We start from the raw sequence: 19,085 nt of genomic DNA on the forward strand, positions 1-19,085 counted from the left end.
ATCGTGGCAAAGAAGAAGACGAAGAACCAGCCAAAGAAAAAGCAGGTCAACGCCGAAAACGTCATCGGCCTGCACTCCGAGGTCACCGACCAGCCGATCACGCAGACGCTCGAGGTCAACTACATGCCCTACGCCATGAGCGTCAACGTCTCGCGTGCGTTCCCCGAGATCGACGGTTTTAAGCCCTCGCACCGCAAGCTGCTCTACACCATGTACAAGATGGGTCTGCTCAAGGGCGAGCGCCAGAAGAGCGCCAACATCGTGGGTCAGACCATGAAGCTCAACCCGCACGGCGACGCCGCGATCTACGAGACGATGGTGCGCCTGGCGACGGGCAACGAAGCGCTGCTTGCCCCCTTCGTAGAGTCGAAGGGCAACTTTGGCAAGTACTATTCGGGCGACCTGAGCTACGCCGCCTCGCGTTATACCGAGGCCAAGCTCTCCCCCATCAGCGCCGAGATCTTCAAGGACATCGACAAGGATCCGGTCGACTTCGTCGACAGCTACGACGGCGCCATGAAGGAGCCGCGCCTGCTGCCCACCACGTTTCCCAACATCCTTGTCTCGGCCAATAAGGGCATCGGCGTCGCCATGGCATCCGACATCTGCGGCTTCAACCTCAACGAGGTCTGTACTGCCACCATGCACTACCTGCAGGATCCCGACTGCGACCTGCTCGAGTACATGCCCATGCCCGACTTCTCGACCGGCGGCGAGATTATCTACCGTCGCGAGGAGATGGAGAAGATCATCGAGACCGGCCTTGGCAGCTTCCAGATTCGCTCCCGCTGGCGCTGGATTCCCGAAGAGCGCATCATCGAGGTGTACGAGATTCCCTACACCACCAAGACCGATGTCATCATCGAGCGCATCGTCAAGCTCTCCAAGGAGGGCAAGGTCAAGGAGATCGCCGACATCCGCGATGAGACCGACCTTTCGGGTCTGCGCATCGCCATCGACCTTAAGCGCGGCGTCGACCCCGACAAGCTCATGGCCAAGCTCTATCGCTCGACCACGCTGCAGGATTCGTTCTCGTGCAACTTCAACGTGCTGGTCGATGGTTACCCTCGCGTTATGGGCGTGCGCCAGATTCTGCACGAGTGGGTCAAGTGGCGTATTGAGTCCACGCGTCGCCGCATTAACTTTGACCTGGGCAAAAAGTCCGAGCGCCTGCACCTGCTGCACGGCCTCGAGGCGATCTTGCTCGACATCGACAAGGCCATCGCCATCATCCGCGGCACCAAGCTCGAAGCCGAGGTCGTGCCCAACCTTATGAAGGGTTTCGACATCGACGAGACCCAGGCCGAGTTTGTTGCCGAGCTTAAGCTCCGCAACATCAACGAGGAGTACATCCTCAACCGCACCAAGGACATTGCCAAGCTTGAGGGCGAGGTTGCCGAGCTTGAGGAGATCCTCTCCAGCGAGGAGAACATCAAGAAGGTCATCAGCGACGAGCTGGCCGCGGTCAACAAGAAGTACGTGATGCCGCGCCGCACGGGCAGGATCGAGCCCCACGAGGTCATCGAGGTAAGCCTGGAGCCCGAGGTCGAGGAGTACCCGGTTACCATCATGCTCTCGCGCGATGGCTATCTTAAGAAGATGACGGACCGCGTGCTCAAGAAGGCGACCACGCTCAAGTACAAGGACGGCGACAAACCCTTTATCGAGTTCCCGTCCTCCAATACGCACGAGCTGCTCGTGTTTACCAACAAGAGCCAGGTGTATAAGTGCAAAGTCGCGGCGTTTGAGGATACCAAGTCGGCACAGCTGGGCTCGTACCTGCCGACCGATCTCGAGATGGAACCCGACGAGAGCGTCATCTGGGTCATCGACCCCGAGGACTACAAGGCCGACGTGCTGTTTGTCTTTGAGAACGGCCGCGTGGTGCGCGTCGCGCTTTCTGGATACGTCACCAAGACCAACCGCAAGCGCCTCAAGAACGCCATTTACGGTGGCAGCAAGCTGCTGTATGCCCAGGTACTCAAGGAAGATCGCGACATCGCGCTGGTCTCGAGCGACTATCGTTTGATGAACTTCAACACGTCGCTGCTCAAGACCAAGACGACCACCAACACGCAGGGCGTCCAGGCCTTTACCGCCAAGAAGGGCCGCTCGGTCACCACCGTCGGCACGACCGAGGAAATCCTTGGCGCCGGCGTCTCGGCCGAGAAGTTCACCGCGCAGAGCCTCCCCTCAGCCGGTGCCCTCATGAAGGAAAACGACATGCCGAGTCTGTTTGACTAAAACAGCGGCAGCCAAACCGTCATGGTTTTACAAAGCAGCGGGGCCCGAAGCGCAGCAACATCGCGCTCCGGGTCCCATGCATTACAGCAGCATCATCCCTATAGACAAAATGCTGCATAAAGTGGAACAGACATAAGCCCATCATTCATTCCAAAGGGCTTAGTCGATAGCCTGATAAGGCGCACGCCTGGATGGGTCTTTTTTAGCGAGGACAGACTTCGAGATCTTGTGTTCTCCCCCGCCTTGACTTCAATCGCAGACAAGCATCCCTGTTTCTCTACTACAAAGTCGATTTCCGCACGATTGTCTCGCGCCCAATAATGCAGCGGATAGCCCATGGCTGAAAGCTGTTGGGCAACGTAGTTTTCGGTAAGTGCGCCCATGAATGTGCCACCGATACCGGCAAGAATATCGGCGCGTTGAGCACCGGCTTTGGAGACGAGCAGCCCTGTATCAGCCTGATAGATTTTAAAAGCAGAAGGGTTAACAAAGGCCTCTAAGGGGCTTTCGATCTGCCCGACTAGGCTGCAGCGCGCCACCGTACCCGACAATACAAGCCAGTCGAGAGCATCTCCAAAGAGAGACGCATTGCCCCCCGCTCGCACTACCTTGTATTGAAATTTACGATTCTCTTTGGCAAGCTGCTGTGGAATGGAGTCGAAGCACGCACGCGTCTTTGCGCTCAAGCGTTCATCAGCATATTTATTGGTGTCGGCGGAATATCCGTCGAGAATAATCCGATGCTTTTCGGCCACATCAATGATTGACTGATCATCGATGTACGTTTGGACCGCCTCGGGCATTCCGCCAACAACAAGATACTGTCGATAGAGCCCAAGCGCCTTTTCATGAAGGCTTGGCGCAAGAGGTCCCATTGACTCGAATGATGAGCGTATCTCGTCGACCAGCTGATCGTGCCCCATCGCCCAGAGAAACTCCTCGAAATCGAGTGGAGTCATCTCAATCAAGTCGGTCTTTCCAACGGGGAACGAATACGACTGATGGTTAATGGCAACCCCAAGAAGCGACCCAGCAGCCGCAACGTAATACTCGGGAGCATCTTCGCAAAAGTATTTAAGGGAAGTGAGCGCTTCCTCGCATGCCTGGATCTCGTCAATGAACAGTAAGGTTTTGCCAGGCACGATACGCTGCCCCGTGCGAGCCTCGATCGCGTGTACGATCGAATGAGGGTCAAGACCGCCCGAAAAATCCGCTCGCGCCGACCGGTCGTTCTCAAGATTAACGTAGACAACCGATTCGAAAAGATCCTGGGCGTACGTTCTGAGCAGATAGGTCTTGCCACACTGGCGCACGCCTTTGACCAGCAAAGGTTTTCTATCAGCCTTGTCTCGCCATTCCCTAAGGAGCTCGTCTGCCTTGCGACGCATACGCAACCTTCCCTCATGAATTTCTGTTCAACAATATTTTAACGCAGATTAATTTGTTTTCAGTTATTTTTCTGCGTTTAAAAATTGTTCTATACGGTACTTGAGGGAATACACCCCTATTCATATACTCGCGATACAACCGATTGCTATGTGTTCTTCTTGTCCTTAGGCCAGCTTGCGAGCGAGCTCTCGCACCTCTTTCAACTTGGGCGACGATGCCATGCTGTCGCGCTCGGTCATACCGCTGATGGCGACAATGCCCTGGTCCTCCCACTTGCAGTACGCGCAGGTTGACTTGTACATAGCGATCGCCGCATCATAGACGCCCTCGCTGTGGCTATCGAGCAAAAGGGCCGTCTTGGTGAACGGGAAGCCCGTGGCACCGAAGGCGTACAGGCGGTCGATGGCGGCCTTCTCCTGCGCAGTGATATCAAACCAGTAGATGGGCGAAGCGAAGACTCCCTCCTTCATGCCGCAGGCGCTCGGCACGCATTTTGTTGTAAGCAAAACAGATGGAGCTATTCAGTCGTCTGTAGATCGCATCTCTCGTTCGCGCTCTCCAAAGAAGGTGCAAGCAGAAGCATCACGGGCATTGATCGGCGCCGATATGGATCACGACATGAAACCGTAAGGGTTGGCCAGAGGTTGCTAGATTCAGTAGCTCGCAGCAATAGAGCGAATGACGACTTCGGCGATATAATCCGTGTCATCTTGATTGTTCCCGCGCGGAAGGTACAGCTCATGTCCAAGCTCAACATCGACCAGCGATCGATTCGCGATCTTCTCACCGATAAGCGATCAGACTTCCTCATCCCCGACTACCAGAGGCCCTACGCCTGGGGCGAGGATGAATGCGCAACGCTGTGGGATGACCTGTTCTCGTTCGCTTTTCCAGGCGATGACTACGAGCGTTTCGACAGCGAGAACGACGAATACTTCCTAGGACCCATCGTCACCTTTAAGAACCTCTCTGGCCAACTCGAGATCATTGACGGCCAGCAACGCCTCACCACCATCATGCTGCTGCTCCGCGCGTTCTACGACAAGTTCACCAACATGAAGGATAAGCAGTCTGTGAAGATGCGCGAGGCAATCGCCCGTTGTGTATGGAAGACCGACGAGTTCGACGAGCCCGACATGGAGCGTCTCAAGATCGACTCCGAGGTTGCATCGGACAACGACAAAAATGAATTCCTCGAGATTTTACGAGAGGGCAATGTAGGCGATGGCTGGAAAAGCGCCTATGCCCGCAACTTTGCTTTCTTCCAGAGGAAAATTGAGCAACTGGTGAGCGAGTGGCCCACCTACACCGTCTACATGGCCACACGCGTCATCAACAATGTGATACTGTTGCCCATTGAAGCGGAGTCGCAGGACACCGCGCTACGCATCTTCTCGACTCTAAACGACCGAGGGTTGCCTCTCTCGGATGCCGACATCTTCAAGAGCCAGTTCTACAAGCATTATTCCGACACGGGGCGCAAGGATGAGTTCATCCGTCGCTGGAAGGGGCTCGAGGAGGGAGCGAACGCTATCTTCCGGCCCATGCGCGGTACACCAACCGATGAGCTATTTACGCGCTATATGTACTACCGCCGCGCGAAGAAAGGCATCCGCGACACGACCACCGCATCGTTGCGCGACTTCTTCGGTGCCGATGGCTACGCCATACTCAAGGAGGACGCCACGCTCGGCGATCTTGAGGCCCTACTCGGCTTCTGGCAACGCGTCGACGCGCAGGAAGGATTCAGCGAGCGCGTGCTCCGCAGGCTCTTCGTGCTGAACTACGCCCCCAACGGCATGTGGACCTATCTGCTAAGCGTATGGTTCCTTGCCAACAGCGACAGCAAAGGTGTCCTCGATGACGAGGCACTCTACGGCTTTCTAAACAAGATCACGGCATTCATTTTCGCCTACGCCATTGAGCGACCCGGCGTGAACGCGCTGCGTTCGCCAGTGTATCCCGAGATGATCAACATCGTGGAGCACCGCCCGGTGGAGTTTCCTAACCACCACTTCAATCGCGCAAATATTGCTGAGCGATTCCGGACCTACGTGTTCACCAACGGCAGGCCTGTAACGAAGTCCATGCTCACTTGGTGGGCGTACGCAGACCCAGATCAACCACTCATGGACCTAGACACCACGCTCGAAATTGAGCACATCTATGCCAAGAAGCGCAACGAGATAGACCCGCTCGTCGATCAATCCAGCCTGGAGGCGCTGGGTAACAAGGCGCTGCTCGAGAAGCGTGTAAACATCCGCGCGGCCGACTACAGATTCTGCGATAAACGCAAGTACTATGAGGGATACACCGACGGCAATGGCAAGCGCAAAGCCGGAACAAATATCGCGGAACTCAAGCGCCTGACGCAAGTCATGGGAGACTTCACCGAAATAGACATCGCGACTCGCACGGCACGGATCATCGATGCCTTCGTGGACTACCTGGGCGACAACGGGCTTTTGAGCTAAGGAGCGAACATGTTCGAAAGACTAACCAAGTACGCTGGCAAGCTGGCGGACAGAAACATGAATGTCGAGTTTGGGGGCGGGACGTTCGGACTCGAGGATTTCGTCGACGATTTCTATGAACTGGACGGGTTCGCGGACACCAGCTACTTCGAGACGCTTGAACGCCATAGCATCGACACCTCGGAAGGCATAGACAGCTGCGACATCGACCATGGGGACATTGACCTGATACGTGCATGCATCACGTGGTGCGTTCGTGGCGACCGCTTCTGCGACGGACTCCTTGCCGCGCAAGCCAGGAGCGGGTTTCTGGACCGTTGCCTCTCCCGGCTGAAGGAGCTCGACGAGGGCCGATCGACTGCCGCGAAGACATTTCGACCGTGACAGCTACCAACGATAAGCAATAAATCAAGGAGCGTTCCTCAGATAAAGGCCAGTTACAGCTGGTAGCAAAACTTGCAAAAAATAGCAAAAGTTGCAAAAGAAAATGTCAGCAACTATGCATGGCAATCAGTAACCCTCTTGGCAAGGGAAGTAGGCTTTCCACCAACACCGATTGCCATGCGTTCTTCTTGCCCTTAGGCCAGCTTGCGAGCGAGCTCTCGCACCTCTTCCAACTTGGGCGACGATGCCATGCTGTCGCGCTCGGTCATACCGCTGATGGCGACAATGCCCTGGTCCTCCCACTTGCAGTACGCGCAGGTTGACTTGTACATAGCGATCGCCGCATCATAGACGCCCTCGCTGTGGCTATCGAGCAAAAGGGCCGTCTTGGTGAACGGGAAGCCCGTGGCACCGAAGGCGTACAGGCGGTCGATGGCGGCCTTCTCCTGCGCAGTGATATCAAACCAGTAGATGGGCGAAGCGAAGACAACCATATCGGCGCCTTTCAGCGACTCGATCACGTCGGCCATGTCATCCTTCTGCACGCAAGTGCCCTCGTGGGCGAAGCAATACTGGCACCCCAGACAACCAGCGATCTTCTTGCTGGCAACGCGGATGACCTCGACCGTATTGCCGGCCTCGCGCGCGGTCTCGGCAAAGGCCTCGACCATAGTGTCGGTATTGGCGCCCTTGCGCGGGCTACCGCTCAATACAACGATATTCATAAGAATCTCCCTTCTTCATGCCGCAGGCGCGCGGCACACATTTCGTTGTAACCAAAACAGATGGAGCTATTCAGTCGTCTGTAGATCGCATCTCTCGTTCGCGCTCTCTAGACACAATCTCATTGCCTGATAACTCCTCGACCGTCTTGATTCTCTCTCCGAAAATTGAACAGCAAATCGTTGCTCACAAAGTATCGACTGTGGGAAAATTAGCTTGAGCTTTCTCCCTGCTCGCGTAAGCGTTCGCGTGAAAGAGCCTAGCCGCATCGGCCAGGCGCAATATAGATCCGCGAAACCGGCCTACGAACAAGGAGCGTCTTATGTATGAACAGCATGTTGCACCGCAGACCCATAACAAACGGACTGGCCTGTCTATCCGCGACGTCAAGCGTCATGCAGACGCCAGAATCGCCGCCTTCGGAGTAAGCATTCTTGTGGCAGGACTGCTTTTGCTACCCTGCGCAGCACTGGCGACAGAAATGCCCGAAACCGATGTCGCAGCACCCATTACCTGCAACGAAGCCAACGCAGAAGGCAGCCTCACAGCTACCACCGTTGTCGACCATAACTATGACCTGGAGCTCCCTCCTGCCTTCATGTTGGTCCAGAATGAGGCGTTTGTATACGATTTCCCCGACAAACCCGAGGACTTCATCTACGGGCTTAACGACACCGTCCATCTCTTCAAGATCGACACCGATACCGAAGGCCTTATAAAAACCGAGAACCCCAAAGAGGCCAGCGTCTCTATTGCCCTGACCATGATCGACAATCACGTTAGAGTAACCGCTGTCTTTACAGGCGGCTACGCCGACGACCAAATCCCTTACAGACTGAACCTCACCAGCTCAACCCGCCTCGGCACACACGTTGACCGCGACTTCGACAGCGGGCAGGGGATTACGCACGAGACGCGGCACGATTACTACATCCGCTACGTCTTCGACAGCGACGTGCACTTGATTGCAACCGATACGAGCGGTTCCAAACCCGATCCAAGTGTTAAACCGAGCCCAGAGGTCAAACCCGAACCGGAAACCAAGCCCGAGCCCACACCGCAGCCCAAGGCAGAAAAGCCCGCGGCAAATCCCGTTTCCACTAAGGCAGTAGCGGCGGTTAAACCAGCCAGGACCACCCTACCCGCTACGGGCGACAACGGCGCGATAGCAGTCGCCCTGAGTGTTGCCGGTGGCGTAGTTGCATCAGTTAGCATTTCCGCAACAAGGCGTCGCAACCGCTAGCTAAAACAAATACGCCATTCACACAGGCAAACAACCAAGCTCCAACGAAAACGGTCCAGTCATCCGACTGTGCCGCACTCCAGTAGTTCGCAGAGGATATCAAGGAGGTGACCCAGGCTTCCCTTGTCGCCCTCGAGCTGTGCGACAGGCAGATCAGGTTTGGGAAGTAGAACGGCCCTTGCGCGAGGCGTGAATCGGCAAGTCTGACGTTTATTCCCGGGGCCAAGCAGGGCCGGAGGTTTTATTGGCGGCTCTTACGGGCGGCGCGAGTTTTGGCGAGGACGTAGGCATCGGGGTCGTCTTTGAACCAGGGGCAACGGCGCACGCCGGAGACCATATGGCGGTGGGGGCAGCCGCCCATGCACATGGGCAGAATGTGGTGCACGGATGATTGGGCGTCCACAGGCCGAGTGAAGCCATAACAACACTTCGCGCATCGAGCAGTTTGAGCCGGCGTGCGCATGTCGGCGCCATACCGGGAAGGGAGGGCCTTCTTGTGGGGCGGACGACCCCATTGCAGTCTCCTTCCGCTCTATAACTACGGAATCAACGGCAGCCGCAGGAGAATCGCTATCGTACTCGTAGCGGTTCTCCGCCCCCTAAGCAGCGTGTCCGCTACGAAACGACCGTCTTGTAATAGGCGCCGAAGTCTGCGAGCGAGTCCATGATGGGCATCATCTGGCGGCCGAGCTCGGTAAGGCCATACTCAACGCGGGGAGGATTCTCGCCATAGTCATGGCGAAAGACCAGCCCATCATCCTCCATCTGCCGTAGGCTGTCGGTAAGCACCTTCTGAGAGATCCCCTCAAGGTTGCGGCGCAACTCGTTGAAACGCCAAGGGCGTACGCGCAAGTTACGGATAATGAGCAGCTTCCACTTTCCGCCAATGAGCGCTACCGCCGTTGCGACCGGACACTCCGGAAGCTCCTCTTTCGCCATCATGGGAGACCCAACCTCCTTGACCATACCGGTTTCACAAAAAAGTACACAGTTACAAATATGTGCGTACTCGTATTTGCATGCGCCTTCGCGTTGAATATAGCTCACGCAGGAGATGCCTACAAGGTAAATTAACCCCAAGAGAGGAACCATTATGGCTAATTATGCAAAGACCCACATCGGTAATGAGAGCCGTGTCGAGCTGCACGAAGTGCTCGGGCTTACCGGGGCAGAGGTGAGTGTCAACAATCTTCCCGCCGGCGCTGGCGTTCCGTTCGTCCATGCACACAAGGAAAACGAGGAGATCTATGGCGTGCTCGAGGGCGCGGGCTCGGTCACGATCGACGGTGAGGAAATCGAGCTTGCAGCCGGCGACTGGCTGCGCATTTCCCCCGCCGCACACCGCCAGTTCCGCGCCGCGTCCGACTCGGGCATCGCATACGTCTGCATCCAGGTCAAGCAGGGGTCCCTTAATGCCTTCACGGCCGACGACGCTATCATGTTCTAATTCGCAATCGATGCGCAAGGGGCCAATGAAGCCCCGTCCGTTGGCCCCTTGCGCAAATCTGCTGACGCAAAACTACCCCACATCCCGGCCGGCTTCACGCAAAAGAGGCGGAGGCACGCTTTGTCGGTTCCGGAAATAAAAGCCAAGACAGTTACAATATAATCACTTCGGACTCAGGACGTTGAGCTTTCGTTTTGTCCCAAATCCTTGCCAGCTCTGTGGCGGATACCGAAAGCTGCAGATCGATTATCTGCGGATTGTATTAATCCATGCCTGAATATCTTTCTCAGAAGTACGGAGCATGGATTCATCAAACTGCACATCGAGACCCGGCTTCACGATTGCGCCCTTGCAGGCTTCCTCAAAGTCCTTCAGCGCGTGTCCCAGCCAGCCGCCATTGGTGGCAAACGGATACACGATCTTCCCGGTCAGGTCAGCCCGCTCCAGGAAACTGCGCATGGCGGGCGCAAAGGTGTACCACCAGACAGGAGAACCCAGGATGATGGTGTCGTAATCTCTCCAGCCAATGTGCAGCGGCTTCAGTTCCGGGCAATAACCCTCGGCAATCTCACGCTGCCCCTGATTGACGACTTCATCATAATCGCCATCGTAGGGAACAACCGTATCCATACGAGCAATATCCCCGCCGATTTCCCTCTGGATCATCTCGGCGATGCGCTTCGTGTTGCCTCCGTAGGAGTAGTACAGAATCAAGGTTTTCATTTCACGCTTTCTCCTCATGCAAGAGGCTTTCCGCTGAACACGGGAAATGCGCTGAATTCACCATAGTTGGCGATGCGCTCCATGTTCTTGAGAGTTTCCATGTCTTCCTCGGAGATTGCGAAATCCACGCCCGCGTTGCTTTCCATGTGGGCGGGATCTGCCGTCTTGGGAAGCGCGACGGCTCCAAGCTGAAGGACGTAGCGGATGCAGAGCTGGGCGGCAGATACGCCGTACTTCTCTGCCATCTTAACAATCGCCGGATTCTTCAGCGCCTCGCCGTGGGCGATGGGAGAGTATGCCTCCACCTGAATGCCCTGCGCCTTGCAGAAGTCCACCAATGCCGAATCGGTGTTGGTGATGTGCAGGAGGATCTGATTGACCATGGGCATCACGCGGCAAGAACCCAGGAGGTTCTCAAGGTCATCTTGCAGGAAGTTGGACACGCCGATTACCTTGACCTTGCCCGCCGCCCGCGCGTCCTCCAGCGCACGCCAGACCTCCTTGTTCTCCTCGAAATAGCGCTTCTCCACACGGAACTCGCCCCACGGCTGGGGAGAGTGGATGATCATCTGGTCGAGGTAGCCGAGCCCCATCCTCTCCAGCGTCTCATCGATGGACTTCGCCGCATCCTCGTAGGTCTTCAGCTCTGCCGCGATCTTGCTGGCGACGAAAAGCTCTTCCCGGCGAACGCCGCAGGTGTGCACGCCCTCGCCGACGCCGCGTTCGTTTCCGTAGGCCTGCGCGGTGTCGATCAGGCGATAGCCCAGCTTTACCGCCTCGCGAACGGCTTCCGCCGCCTCGGCATCGTCGATGAATCAGGTGCCCAGTCCCAGCTTGGGAACCTGAACTCCGTTTGCCAACGGGTAGGCTTCATTCAAGATCATCGTTCTACTCCTCGCCCCAGATATCCTTTGCCATGCGGAAAACCGCCCACGCCTTGGGCCAGCCGCAGTAGAAGGCTGCATGGGTCACGACCTCCGCGATTTCTTCTTTTGTAATACCGTTCTTCTTTGCCGTCGTCAGGTGATAGCGGAAGCTCTCATCGGTAAGCCCCTGAGCCATCAGCGCGACGACGGTCACGAGGGGGCGGTCGCGGAGGCTGAGCTGCCCCTCTCGGCTCCAGACCTCTCCGAAGAGCACGTCATCGTTCAGTTCCGCGAATTTCGGGGCGAATTCGCCCAGGGCATCTCTGCCTGCCGTCTGCTTGACTGCCATGTTTCGTTCCTCCCTACAGCCTTGCGTACTCTTCATGGGATACCGGCTCGCACCACTCGTTCTCGCAATTCACGCCGGGAACCTCCACGGCGATATGGCTGAACCAGCTGTCCTCCTTCGCTCCGTGCCAATGCTTGACGTTGGCGGGGATCATCACGACGCAGCCCTCGTGCAGGCTGACGGCGGCCTTGCCTTCCTCCTGGTACCAGCCCTCACCAGCCGTGCAGATCAGGAGCTGACCGCCTCCTTTGTCCGCATGGTGGATATGCCAGTTGTTGCGGCATCCCGGCTCGAAGGTCACGTTGGCGGCGAACAGGCCGCCTTCCGGATCGGTCAGCGGATTCAGGAACGACTCGCCGGTGAAGTACTGGGCATAGGCGGTGTTCGCCGTTCCCGTGCCGAATGCGTTGACCTTCTCGAACTGCTCTTTTCGTTCATACCTCATAATTGAAACCTCCTGCTAAAGATTATCGATTCACGCCATAGCGCAGCCAGACCGCCCCGCCGTCCATGGCCTTCGCCTCTTTCGGCGTGAAGCCAAGGGCCTTGCTCTCCGAAATGCCTTCTGCGGCTCGGAAAACCGGAGGCGTATCCGGGCTCCCGTCTGCCGCCGCCGCCAACACGATGCTAATCTCATCGCACATCCCCGCTTGCAGGAACGACCAGTTCAGCACGCCGCCACCGCCCAGCATCAGGGTCTCGATGTTGAATTCTTCTTTCAGCTTGGAAAGGGCCAGACCGTGATCCAGCTCCGTTTCTCCCGCGATGATGTACGAGATTCCCAGCTTTCTCAAAAATGCCCTGTAGGCGTTGCCGACCCGCTCTGTCAGCACCTCGACGACATGGGCGGTGGTGTCCACATAGCGCAGGGTGCTGCTTTTCCACCCCAGCTTGCCGTGGGGGTCCACGGAGACATAGAACATTCCGAAGTCCGGCTGCGCGATGAAATCACCTGCCGGAACGACCGGCGCATCTTCGTCCAGTTCCGGCTTCCTGTAGAAGGTGAAGTTGTCGTCCGTTGTCACTCTGCCGGACAGCCAGCCCTGGTGATGGTAAAAGGGCTCTTTCCCAAAGGCGATGTCGTAGAACGCATCGCCCGCCGCTCTGCCCTGCGGCGTTCCCATGTAACCGCCCATGATCTTTCCGTCCAAAGCGCACATCATGTGGCAGAAAACATACGGCCTGTTCACGTTCGATTCCCCTCCTTATGATTGACAAACATTCTGTTTGGAAGCATGCTTCCTTTAAACTTCATGTGCATCCTAGAACTTAAAGTTAACTTTAAGTCAAGGGGATTCTGGAATAATTCGGAGGGGTTTTCAGATGGTCTATACGGTGGGGGAAATGGCGAAACTGCTGGGGGTTGCGGCGTCCACCTTACGCTACTACGACAAGGAGGGGCTGCTGCCCTTCGTGGAGCGCTCCTCCGGTGGCATTCGCATGTTCCGAGAATCGGATATCGAATGGCTGCAGGTGATCGGCTGCATGAAGAAAGCCGGGATGTCCATCAAGGACATCCGGCAGTACATTGAGATGGCGCTGCAAGGAGACGACACCATCGATTTGCGCCTTGCCATGTTCCGGCGCCAACAAGAAGTTCTGAAACAGCAGATGGCGGAATTGCAGCACACCATGGAGATGGTGGATTATAAGTGCTGGTATTACGAAACGGCGAAGGAAGCGGGTACGGTCGATGCCCCGCAGAAGATGGAGCTTGCCGAAGTCCCGGAACGCTTTCGGAAGATTCGGCAGGAGCTGCGCACTGCGCCGGGGACTGCGGCAACGATATAACAAGACTGCTTAGGCAACGGCAGTCAACCGCTTGATAATCACGGTAACTTTACCGTTCAAAAAAGTACTACCAACAAACGACCACCCCGGCTATCCGCTGTTCGCGGAAGAGCAGGGGAGCTCTTGTCGCCGGGATGGAACCTTTTCAACTCGCAGAATAGCAGAATCGCCTCGCAAGCCAGAATCAGCACGGGACGGCAGCGGGCAGAACCGCCACCGCTAAATTACCCTCACGCTGTCACTGGCAGCCCTGATTAAATATGCTAGGTATCTCGGGATAATGCTATCGGTCGCATACGCGCAAGAGTGTCCGCTGATTGCAGCCGGTTGTTCCCCTTCCTACGCCAATGGTGTGCAGACATCTTCGATATTCTTGCTCGTTCTGGCGAAAATCGCGTCTCCAGGGTTTGCCTTTTTCGATTTAGCGTATTGCTCTTCAGATCATCGTGGTGTGCTCGTAGCCGCGCTCCACGAGGAGCCGCTCGGCAACGTCGAGAATCTTCTCGACCGTCTCCTCCAGGTACTTATTGCGTGCCACGAGCACCTCCGTCCTTGTTATCGCGATAAACATACCATGAGTGGCGTACGGGTCGAGAAGGGCTGGCGCCAAAAGAGCCCAACGGCCGTTACAGCTTCGTTAGAAACGCGCCCCACCATGGATGTTGAACCCGAAAGGTAAGGCGCGCGGGCACGGCGACTCGGCCCGCGCGCCCGGAAGAGAAAGGATAAGCCCATGGATTACATGCTCGAGACGCGCGGGCTCACCAAGCGCTTCGGCCGCGGCGACCAGGCGCAGGACGCCGTGGCCGACGTGAGCCTTCATATCCGCGAGGGCGAGGTGTACGGGCTGCTCGGCCCCAACGGCGCCGGCAAGTCGACAACGCTCAAGATGATCTGCGGGATGCTGCGGCCGACGGCCGGGGAGATCCTCTTTGCCGGGCACGCCTGGCGCCGCGAGGACCTCTACGCAATCGGCAGCCTCATCGAGGAGGCGCCGCTCTACCCCAACCTCACCGCACGCGAGAACCTGCGCGTGCGCACCACGCTGCTGGGCCTTCCCGAGAGCCGCATAGATGAGGTGCTCGCCGCCGTGGACCTCGCGGACACTGGGAAGAAGCGCGCCGGGCGCTTCTCGATGGGCATGCGGCAGCGCCTGGGGCTCGCGCTGGCGCTGATCGCCCGGCCACGCCTGCTCGTGCTCGACGAGCCCACCAACGGCCTCGACCCCATCGGCATCGAGGAGCTGCGCGACCAGATCCGCGGCTTCGCGGCGGCGGGCACGACGGTGATCGTCTCGAGCCACATCCTCTCCGAGGTGCAGCAGATGGCGGACACCATCGGCATCATCTGCGGAGGGCGCCTCGCCTACGAGGATGCGCTTCGGCCCGGGCAGGACCTCGAGGAACTCTTCATGAGCTTCTGCCGGGAAGGGCGACGAGCACGCGGGGAGGTGGCGGCATGACGGGCGAGAAAGGCGGCCTGCTCGCGGGCCTGCGCGCCGAGGCCCTGAAGTCGCGCCACGCGGCACCGGTTCGCCTGGCCGTGCTCATGGCGCTGCCGATGCCGCTGCTCGGCGCGATGCCCTACCGGGGCGTGCAGATCTTCAGCGCGTGGAACTACTGGTACGCGCTCTTCCTGCCCGTGTCTCTCTCACTCGTGGTGGCGTGCGTCGCGCGGGCGGACGCTCGTACGCGGATGCGGGGGCTTCTGGGCCTGGGCTTCCCGCTCGGGCGCGCCTGGTGGGCCAAGGCGCTCTGGTGCCTCGCACTCTGCATGCTCTCGAACCTCGTGGTCTTCGGCATCTACCTCGCGGGATCGGCGTTCTCCTCGCAGGGCCTCACGGCCGCGGGCACGCTCACGATGCTCCTCTGCGCGCTCACCAACACGGTGACCGCGGCGTGGATGATCCCCGCAGGGCTCTTCCTCACGGCGCGGCTCGGCATGCTCGCGGGCATCTTCTGCCCGCTCGCCGCACAGCTCGTGGGTGGGTTCGCCTGGTCGCTGATGCCGCTGCCGCAGCTCTTTCCGCCGTCGGCGAGCATGGTCATCCCCACGAGCTTCATCCCCGTGCTGCCGAGCGGCGAGCCACTCGCGGCGGACATGGCGCTCGGCGGGGCGCTCACGGCGGACGGCATGCTCACACTGGCGGGCCTTGCGGTCTGCGCGCTCGCGTTCGCCGCGCTCACGGCGGCGGGCGCGGCCTGGTTCGCACGCTCCGAGGAGAGGTGATGGCCATGACACGACTCTCCGACCCGACGCCGCGCATGACTCTCCCGCGGGCCCTGCTCTCCGAGGCCCTGCGCCTGGCGCGCTCCCCGCTCACGGCAGTGCACCTCGTCTGCGGCCTGGCAGCCGGTCTTGCCTGCGGCGAGTACTTCTCCATAGCCCGATGGGACCCGGCGCTGGGCGCAGACGCCTACGCCCAGTTCCTCGGCGCCCTCATGCCGCTCATGTCCGCCATCGTCTGCGGGCTCGCCGTGGACGAGGAGCGCGCTGCCGGGCGCCTCGCCAACCTCACGGCAGTCCCCTCGCGCGGGCGCGCCGTCGCGGCGAAGCTGCTCGCCCTTGCGGCGCTCGGCGCGGGCGCGCTGGCCGTGGCGCTCGGCGTGTTCGGGGCCGTGCTCGCCGTTGCCGGGCGCCTGCCGCTCGGGCCCGCTCCACTTGCGGCCACTTGGGCGGGCATCGTGCTGGGCAGCCTGCCCCTCTACGCGCTGGGGCTCGGCGTGGCTCTGCGCTTCGGCCGCAACGCCACCATCGGCGCCGGCGCGGCAGGGGTGCTCCTCGCGTTCTTCTCAGTGGGCGGACTTGCACACGGCCTCATGACCGGCGAGCTCACCGGTGCCCTGGCGACGCCCCTGAGCTGGGTGCCGCTCGCCTGGCCCGCGCGCCTGGGGTCGCTCGGGGTAGAGGCCTTCATCGACGCCGCACGCGCGGCGGGCCCTCTCCTCACGACTGCGCTCGCTGGCCTCGTGCTCACCCTGGCAACCGCCGCCGTCCTTATCGCCTGGTTCTGCCGCTTCGAGGACGGGAGGGCAGATGCGTAGGAAGCCGCTCGCCGCCGTGCTCGCCCTCCTCTCCGCAGCGCTCGTCCTGGGCGGGAATGCCCTGCTCGTCGCCGGCTGGGGGTCGGCGCTGCGCTCGATCGCCGACCGCGTGCTGCCCAACCCTGAGATCGCCATGTGGGCGCCCGCGCCCGCGGCTGCGCGCGGGGCTCTGGACCGCTGAGCGCGGCGCAAGTACAATGCCGACGGGAGTTTCAGGAGGTCGAACATGGCGAGGATACTGGCAGTGGATGATGAACGGGCGATCCTCGACGCGCTCGCGCGCGTCCTCGGCCGCGACGGCCATGAGGTCGTCAAGGCAGCGGACCCGACGGCGGTCCTGGAGATGGACCTCTCGCGCTTCGACCTCGTGCTCTGCGACGTCATGATGCCGGGGCTCGACGGCTTCGAGCTCGTGCGGCAGATCCGCCCGGACTTCGACGGGCCCATCATCTTCCTGACCGCGCGCGTGGCCGAGGAGGACGCCGTGGCCGGCTACGGCCTGGGCGCCGACGACTACGTCCGCAAGCCCTTCGGGGCCGCGGAGCTGCGCGCCAAGGTCGCGGCCCATCTACGCCGTGAGCGCCGGCCGCGCTCGCACGCCCTCTCCTTCGGGGAGGTGCGGATCGACCTCGGGGCGCGCGGCCTCGCCGTGGGCGACGAGGCCGTGCCGCTCACGCCCACCGAGTACGCCATCTGCGAGTACCTCGCCCGCCACCCCGGGCAGGTCATGAGCCGCGCACAGATACGCGAGGCGGTGCTCGGCTGGGAGAGCGACGCCGACGACGCGGCCATATCCATGCAGGTCAGCCGCGCCCGGAGGAAACTCTCCGAGGCCGGCGCCGATCCGATCGCGACCGTCTGGGGGATGGGGTACAAGTGGCAGCTCTGAGGACCGGGGCGCGAGGTCGCGGGGGCATGCCGCTCTCCTTCGTCATCGCGCGCTACTTCGCCTACGCGTTCGCGGCGGTCGCCACGGCGTGGCTCGCCGCGTTCATGGCGCTCTCCGCGGCGATCAACGCGGGCTTCGTCTACGAGGCAAGCTGGGGGCCGGCCAATGCGCGCGAGGTCGCGGAGGGCCTGGCACGCGACGGCGTCTGCGGGCAGCAGGACGTGCCGACGGCGTACCGCTACCTCATCCTGAATAAGGACGGATACGTGCTGATGACAGACCTCGAGGGCACGCGGCTCGAGGACGCGACGGAAATGGCCCGTGCGGCACTCGCCGCGGATCCGGGCACAGTGGAGATCGAGGGCGGAGGCTCGGGCCTCACCTACGCCGCGTTCCCGCTCAAGGGCGGCGGGGCCTGCGCACTCGTCAGCGAGTACCTGCCGCAGTGGGTCTCGCGCGACCTCGCCGGCCTGCTTCCCAACCCGCAGAACCTCATGCTCGTCGGCGCCGCTGCGGGAAGCGCGCTCGCGCTCGCGCTCGTGGCGCGCCGTGCGAGCCGCGTGATCTCGCGCAAGATGGCGCCGCTCGCGGAGGCAGCGGGGCGCGTCGGCGCGGGGGATCTCGACTTCGCGGTCGGCAGCACTAACGTGCGCGAGGTGAACGACGTCCTCGCCGCGATGGACGCCATGCGGACCTCCCTCGCCGAGTCGCTCGAGGCCCGCTGGGCCGCGGAGCGGGGGCAGCGCGAGCAGGTGGCGTCGCTCGCCCACGACCTCAAGACGCCGCTCACCGTGCTGCGCGCCAACGCCGACTTCGTGGCGGAGGAGCTGGAAGACGAGAAAGACGCCGACCTCGCGGCCGCCGCGCGCGACATAGCCGGCAGCGTCGAAAGGCTCGACGGCTACGTGCGCCTGCTCATCGAGGCCTCGCGCGGGTCCGGCGGGGCGGAGAGGGCCCCCATGCGGCCGGCCGAGCTCTGCGAGCAGGTCCTCGCCGAGGCCGCCCAGATCACCCGGGCGCGAGGCGTGACGCTCGACACGACCACGGGCCCTGCTGTCGCGGGCGCGCCCGAGGCCCCGCTCGACCGAACCGCCCTGGCGCGAGCCGCCGCGAACCTCGTGGCCAACGCCGCCGAGCACGCGCGCTCGCGCGTGGCGGTCTCCTGCGACGTCGAGGGCGGCCACCTCGTCATCGAGGTGGCCGACGACGGACCGGGCTTCTCTCCCGCCGCCCTCGAACGCGGCTGCGAGCGCCTCTTCACAGACGACTCCTCCCGCTCCTCGCGCGACGGAGGCCGCCACTACGGGCTCGGCCTCCACGCCGCCTCCGAGGCCGCGAGCGCCCACGGGGGCTCCGTCTCGCTCGCCAACAGCCCCTCGGGCGGCGCGGTGGCCACCATCGCGGTCCCCCTGTGCGGGGCCTGACGACTCAGGCCCTCACAGCGGCGTGGCTCGCAACCAAACGCTTCCATCTTGAAACACGGGGAGTAAATCGCGAAATCGCAGGTGAAAGAGAGTAA

Annotated in this window: 24 protein-coding genes; 13 read left to right on the forward strand and 11 right to left on the reverse strand. The window is 60.5% G+C overall.

The annotated features are described in order from the left end of the window. Positions 1-3: 3 nt before the first annotated feature. Positions 4-2,244: a DNA gyrase subunit A gene (locus LK493_RS01735; protein WP_227789904.1), complete on the forward strand. Its 2,241-nt coding sequence runs from the start codon at positions 4-6 to the stop codon at positions 2,242-2,244. Between the two features lie 98 nt (positions 2,245-2,342). On the opposite strand, the gene LK493_RS01740 is transcribed toward LK493_RS01735, so the two are convergent. Together LK493_RS01740 and LK493_RS01745 are read right to left on the reverse strand one after the other, a co-directional pair. Continuing rightward, positions 2,343-3,632 (reverse strand): ATP-binding protein, encoded by a 1,290-nt coding sequence (locus LK493_RS01740; protein ID WP_055309969.1) that lies wholly within the window; start codon positions 3,630-3,632, stop codon positions 2,343-2,345. 165 nt (positions 3,633-3,797) lie between these two features. Then, positions 3,798-4,103, reverse strand: coding sequence for a hypothetical protein (locus tag LK493_RS01745; protein WP_187359586.1), 306 nt, complete (start codon positions 4,101-4,103; stop codon positions 3,798-3,800). On the opposite strand from LK493_RS01745, the gene LK493_RS01750 reads away from it, so the two are divergent. The 3 genes from LK493_RS01750 to LK493_RS01760 all read left to right on the forward strand — a co-directional run bounded on the left by LK493_RS01750 (position 4,102) and on the right by LK493_RS01760 (position 6,491). Further along, positions 4,102-4,263, forward strand: coding sequence for a hypothetical protein (locus tag LK493_RS01750; RefSeq protein WP_227789905.1), 162 nt, complete (start codon positions 4,102-4,104; stop codon positions 4,261-4,263). The genes LK493_RS01745 and LK493_RS01750 overlap by 2 nt on opposite strands. 110 nt (positions 4,264-4,373) lie before the next feature. After that, on the forward strand, positions 4,374-6,107 hold the full coding sequence (locus LK493_RS01755) for a DUF262 domain-containing protein (RefSeq protein WP_055309968.1): 1,734 nt from the start codon (positions 4,374-4,376) through the stop codon (positions 6,105-6,107). Between the two features lie 9 nt (positions 6,108-6,116). After that, a complete protein-coding gene (locus LK493_RS01760) occupies positions 6,117-6,491 on the forward strand; it encodes a DUF6508 domain-containing protein (RefSeq protein WP_055309967.1) in 375 nt (124 codons plus the stop codon). A gap of 194 nt (positions 6,492-6,685) precedes the next feature. Here the strand turns inward: LK493_RS01760 and LK493_RS01765 are convergent, their stop codons facing one another. Next, complete coding sequence (locus LK493_RS01765) at positions 6,686-7,216, reverse strand: flavodoxin family protein (RefSeq protein WP_227789906.1); 531 nt, start codon at positions 7,214-7,216, stop codon at positions 6,686-6,688. A 320-nt stretch (positions 7,217-7,536) separates the two neighbouring features. Between LK493_RS01765 and LK493_RS01770 the strand changes: the two genes are divergently transcribed. Continuing rightward, on the forward strand, positions 7,537-8,457 hold the full coding sequence (locus tag LK493_RS01770; RefSeq protein WP_227789907.1) for a hypothetical protein: 921 nt from the start codon (positions 7,537-7,539) through the stop codon (positions 8,455-8,457). A 241-nt stretch (positions 8,458-8,698) separates the two neighbouring features. On the opposite strand, the gene LK493_RS01775 is transcribed toward LK493_RS01770, so the two are convergent. Both LK493_RS01775 and LK493_RS01780 read right to left on the reverse strand, forming a co-directional pair. Beyond that, complete coding sequence (locus LK493_RS01775; protein ID WP_155813822.1) at positions 8,699-8,860, reverse strand: hypothetical protein; 162 nt, start codon at positions 8,858-8,860, stop codon at positions 8,699-8,701. A 212-nt stretch (positions 8,861-9,072) separates the two neighbouring features. Then, positions 9,073-9,399 carry a winged helix-turn-helix transcriptional regulator gene (locus LK493_RS01780; protein WP_055286984.1) on the reverse strand — a complete coding sequence of 109 codons (327 nt, stop codon included), beginning with the start codon at positions 9,397-9,399 and terminating at the stop codon, positions 9,073-9,075. Between the two features lie 151 nt (positions 9,400-9,550). Between LK493_RS01780 and LK493_RS01785 the strand changes: the two genes are divergently transcribed. Next, positions 9,551-9,904 carry a cupin domain-containing protein gene (locus tag LK493_RS01785; protein WP_055309965.1) on the forward strand — a complete coding sequence of 118 codons (354 nt, stop codon included), beginning with the start codon at positions 9,551-9,553 and terminating at the stop codon, positions 9,902-9,904. Positions 9,905-10,150: 246 nt separating this feature from the next. Here LK493_RS01785 and LK493_RS01790 read toward each other — a convergent pair whose 3' ends face one another. The 5 genes from LK493_RS01790 to LK493_RS01810 form a co-directional block, all read right to left on the reverse strand. After that, complete coding sequence (locus LK493_RS01790; RefSeq protein WP_227789908.1) at positions 10,151-10,627, reverse strand: flavodoxin; 477 nt, start codon at positions 10,625-10,627, stop codon at positions 10,151-10,153. A 14-nt stretch (positions 10,628-10,641) separates the two neighbouring features. Next, on the reverse strand, positions 10,642-11,439 hold the full coding sequence (locus tag LK493_RS01795) for an aldo/keto reductase (RefSeq protein ID WP_203572385.1): 798 nt from the start codon (positions 11,437-11,439) through the stop codon (positions 10,642-10,644). A 76-nt stretch (positions 11,440-11,515) separates the two neighbouring features. Then, entirely contained in the window at positions 11,516-11,842 is a 327-nt protein-coding gene (locus LK493_RS01800) for a carboxymuconolactone decarboxylase family protein (RefSeq protein WP_227789909.1), read from the reverse strand. 13 nt (positions 11,843-11,855) lie between these two features. Continuing rightward, on the reverse strand, positions 11,856-12,287 hold the full coding sequence (locus LK493_RS01805; protein ID WP_227789910.1) for a cupin domain-containing protein: 432 nt from the start codon (positions 12,285-12,287) through the stop codon (positions 11,856-11,858). A 22-nt stretch (positions 12,288-12,309) separates the two neighbouring features. Then, entirely contained in the window at positions 12,310-13,032 is a 723-nt protein-coding gene (locus tag LK493_RS01810; protein WP_227789911.1) for a dihydrofolate reductase family protein, read from the reverse strand. 133 nt (positions 13,033-13,165) lie between these two features. Between LK493_RS01810 and LK493_RS01815 the strand changes: the two genes are divergently transcribed. Continuing rightward, complete coding sequence (locus LK493_RS01815; RefSeq protein WP_006234618.1) at positions 13,166-13,633, forward strand: MerR family transcriptional regulator; 468 nt, start codon at positions 13,166-13,168, stop codon at positions 13,631-13,633. 436 nt (positions 13,634-14,069) lie between these two features. Here LK493_RS01815 and LK493_RS01820 read toward each other — a convergent pair whose 3' ends face one another. Further along, the gene (locus LK493_RS01820; protein ID WP_216596234.1) at positions 14,070-14,171 is read right to left on the reverse strand and encodes a TetR/AcrR family transcriptional regulator; all 102 of its coding nucleotides are present in this window, start codon (positions 14,169-14,171) and stop codon (positions 14,070-14,072) included. Between the two features lie 195 nt (positions 14,172-14,366). Here LK493_RS01820 and LK493_RS01825 point away from each other — a divergent pair, with 195 nt between their 5' ends. From LK493_RS01825 to LK493_RS01850, 6 genes are read left to right on the forward strand one after another with little or no spacing between them, the layout of a single operon-like run. Further along, a complete protein-coding gene (locus tag LK493_RS01825; RefSeq protein ID WP_055309961.1) occupies positions 14,367-15,095 on the forward strand; it encodes a lantibiotic protection ABC transporter ATP-binding protein in 729 nt (242 codons plus the stop codon). After that, positions 15,092-15,862, forward strand: coding sequence for an ABC-2 family transporter permease (locus tag LK493_RS01830; protein ID WP_055309960.1), 771 nt, complete (start codon positions 15,092-15,094; stop codon positions 15,860-15,862). Before LK493_RS01825 ends, LK493_RS01830 begins: the two co-directional genes overlap by 4 nt. Beyond that, positions 15,862-16,677, forward strand: a complete 816-nt coding sequence (locus tag LK493_RS01835; RefSeq protein ID WP_227789912.1) for an ABC-2 family transporter permease — start codon at positions 15,862-15,864, stop codon at positions 16,675-16,677. The genes LK493_RS01830 and LK493_RS01835 overlap by 1 nt, the downstream gene beginning before the upstream one ends. Next, the gene (locus LK493_RS01840) at positions 16,670-16,858 is read left to right on the forward strand and encodes a hypothetical protein (protein WP_055309958.1); all 189 of its coding nucleotides are present in this window, start codon (positions 16,670-16,672) and stop codon (positions 16,856-16,858) included. The genes LK493_RS01835 and LK493_RS01840 overlap by 8 nt, the downstream gene beginning before the upstream one ends. 45 nt (positions 16,859-16,903) lie before the next feature. Beyond that, on the forward strand, positions 16,904-17,566 hold the full coding sequence (locus LK493_RS01845) for a response regulator transcription factor (protein ID WP_227789913.1): 663 nt from the start codon (positions 16,904-16,906) through the stop codon (positions 17,564-17,566). 26 nt (positions 17,567-17,592) lie between these two features. Further along, positions 17,593-18,990, forward strand: coding sequence for a sensor histidine kinase (locus LK493_RS01850; protein WP_227789914.1), 1,398 nt, complete (start codon positions 17,593-17,595; stop codon positions 18,988-18,990). Positions 18,991-19,085 lie beyond the last annotated feature (95 nt).

The sequence above is a fragment of the Collinsella aerofaciens genome (genome assembly GCF_020709435.1).
Taxonomy (GTDB): Bacteria; Actinomycetota; Coriobacteriia; order Coriobacteriales; family Coriobacteriaceae; genus Collinsella; species Collinsella aerofaciens_AU.

Coding starts and splice junctions, on each gene's coding strand:
- LK493_RS01740 (WP_055309969.1), bottom strand. CDS start 3,632: ATGCGTCGCAAGGCAGACGAGCTCCTTAGGGAATGGCGAGACAAGGCT.
- LK493_RS01750 (WP_227789905.1), top strand. CDS start 4,102: ATGCCGCAGGCGCTCGGCACGCATTTTGTTGTAAGCAAAACAGATGGA.
- LK493_RS01745 (WP_187359586.1), bottom strand. CDS start 4,103: ATGAAGGAGGGAGTCTTCGCTTCGCCCATCTACTGGTTTGATATCACT.
- LK493_RS01755 (WP_055309968.1), top strand. CDS start 4,374: ATGTCCAAGCTCAACATCGACCAGCGATCGATTCGCGATCTTCTCACC.
- LK493_RS01760 (WP_055309967.1), top strand. CDS start 6,117: ATGTTCGAAAGACTAACCAAGTACGCTGGCAAGCTGGCGGACAGAAAC.
- LK493_RS01765 (WP_227789906.1), bottom strand. CDS start 7,216: ATGAATATCGTTGTATTGAGCGGTAGCCCGCGCAAGGGCGCCAATACC.
- LK493_RS01770 (WP_227789907.1), top strand. CDS start 7,537: ATGTATGAACAGCATGTTGCACCGCAGACCCATAACAAACGGACTGGC.
- LK493_RS01780 (WP_055286984.1), bottom strand. CDS start 9,399: ATGATGGCGAAAGAGGAGCTTCCGGAGTGTCCGGTCGCAACGGCGGTA.
- LK493_RS01785 (WP_055309965.1), top strand. CDS start 9,551: ATGGCTAATTATGCAAAGACCCACATCGGTAATGAGAGCCGTGTCGAG.
- LK493_RS01790 (WP_227789908.1), bottom strand. CDS start 10,627: ATGAAAACCTTGATTCTGTACTACTCCTACGGAGGCAACACGAAGCGC.
- LK493_RS01800 (WP_227789909.1), bottom strand. CDS start 11,842: ATGGCAGTCAAGCAGACGGCAGGCAGAGATGCCCTGGGCGAATTCGCC.
- LK493_RS01805 (WP_227789910.1), bottom strand. CDS start 12,287: ATGAGGTATGAACGAAAAGAGCAGTTCGAGAAGGTCAACGCATTCGGC.
- LK493_RS01815 (WP_006234618.1), top strand. CDS start 13,166: ATGGTCTATACGGTGGGGGAAATGGCGAAACTGCTGGGGGTTGCGGCG.
- LK493_RS01825 (WP_055309961.1), top strand. CDS start 14,367: ATGGATTACATGCTCGAGACGCGCGGGCTCACCAAGCGCTTCGGCCGC.
- LK493_RS01830 (WP_055309960.1), top strand. CDS start 15,092: ATGACGGGCGAGAAAGGCGGCCTGCTCGCGGGCCTGCGCGCCGAGGCC.
- LK493_RS01835 (WP_227789912.1), top strand. CDS start 15,862: ATGGCCATGACACGACTCTCCGACCCGACGCCGCGCATGACTCTCCCG.
- LK493_RS01840 (WP_055309958.1), top strand. CDS start 16,670: ATGCGTAGGAAGCCGCTCGCCGCCGTGCTCGCCCTCCTCTCCGCAGCG.
- LK493_RS01845 (WP_227789913.1), top strand. CDS start 16,904: ATGGCGAGGATACTGGCAGTGGATGATGAACGGGCGATCCTCGACGCG.
- LK493_RS01850 (WP_227789914.1), top strand. CDS start 17,593: ATGCCGCTCTCCTTCGTCATCGCGCGCTACTTCGCCTACGCGTTCGCG.